Raw genomic sequence first — 1400 nt, 5'->3', positions numbered from 1 at the left:
GATAGTGTCCCACGGCGTGGTGTAGGAGCGCCGACCCTCGGAGAGGTCAGGGCTTGATCAGGTCGCCACGGCGGGCAGCCTGACGTTGGGATTGTCGGTGACGCGGGCGAGCGTTTCAAGCGACATATAGCGCCGTGCGACCGCCCATTCGTCGTTGGTCTCCAGCATCAGCGCGCCGACGAGGCGGATGATGGCCTCGTCGTTGGGGAAGATGCCGATGACATCGGCGCGCCGCTTCACCTCGCGGTTCACCCTTTCGAGCGGGTTGGTCGAGGCGATCTGGGTCCAGTGCTCGCGGGGGAACGACATGTAGGCCAGGACGTCGTCGCGCGAGCTGTCCATCAAGGAACCGAGCTTGGGCTGCTTCTCGCGGAGTGCATCGGCCACGACCTCCCACTGAGCTTCGGCCTCGGCCTTGGTCTCCTGCGCGAAGATCGTCTTCAGCATCGCCGCCACGGCGGTGCGCTGCTTGGCCGGGGCGTGGGCGAGCGCGTTCCTCATCCAGTGAATGCGGCACCTCTGATGGGTCGCGTTGAAGACCCGGCGTGCGGCCGCCCGTAGGCCCTTGTGGTCGTCGGCAATCACCAGCTTCACGCCGCGCAGGCCGCGGTCAGCGAGGCTGCGCAGGAAGTCGGTCCAGAACGTCTCGGCTTCCGAGGGACCGGTGGCGACACCCAGAACCTCGCGCTTGCCGTCCTCGTTCACCGCCACGGCGATTATCACGGCACGGCTGATGATGCGGCCGCCCTCGCGCACCTTCACGTAGGTCGCGTCGAGCCAGAGATAGGGCCAAGCGCCTTCCAGCGGCCGGGACAGGAACGCGTTCACACGCTCATCGATCTTGGCGCAGAGCCGGCTGACCTGGCTCTTGGACATGCCGCCCGCGCCCATCGCCTTTACCAGATCGTCGACCGAGCGGGTCGAAACGCCGTGGACGTAGGCCTCCTGGATTACCGCCACGAGGGCCTTCTCGGCGGTGCGGCGCGGCTCAAGGAAGCTCGGGAAGTAGCTGCCTTTGCGCAGCTTCGGGATCTCCAACGCGATCCGCCCCGCTCGCGTGTCCCAGTCGCGGTCCCGGTAGCCGTTGCGCTGAACCTCACGCATCGGCGATCGCGCGCCCTTGGCCGCACCCGTCCGAGCCTCCACCTCGGCCTCCATGATGCGCCCGGCCGCAAAGGCCAGCATCTCGCGCACGAGGTCGCCGTCAGCCTCCTTCTCAACCAGCTCGATCAGCGCCATTCTGTCGTCGGTCATCGTCATCTCCGTTCTCGGTTCAAGGTGTTGCAACCCGAACCTTTTCCGAAGATCGGCGGTGACCGCCAGCGTCACCAACGGCCGCGCGCTACGCTACGCCGGGGGCTCCGCGCGCGGCCTCCCACACCACCACCCGGGACACTGCC

The 1400-nt window shown here is 67.2% G+C and carries 1 protein-coding gene; it reads right to left on the bottom strand.

Features of this window, described 5'->3' with window-relative positions; translation table 11 throughout:
• Positions 1-57: 57 nt before the first annotated feature.
• Entirely contained in the window at positions 58-1254 is a 1197-nt protein-coding gene (locus DLJ49_RS21195; RefSeq protein WP_115395480.1) for an IS256 family transposase, read from the bottom strand.
• Between the last annotated feature and the right edge of the window lie 146 nt (positions 1255-1400).

The organism is Rhodovulum sp. 12E13 (assembly GCF_003340565.1).
In the GTDB taxonomy this organism is placed as follows: Bacteria; Pseudomonadota; Alphaproteobacteria; order Rhodobacterales; family Rhodobacteraceae; genus HLUCCA09.
This window is presented reverse-complemented; position numbering and strand designations above follow the sequence as displayed.

Bases quoted from the DNA above. Each gene is read 5' to 3' on its own strand.
- DLJ49_RS21195 (WP_115395480.1), bottom strand. From the start codon at position 1,254: ATGACCGACGACAGAATGGCGCTGATCGAGCTGGTTGAGAAGGAGGCT.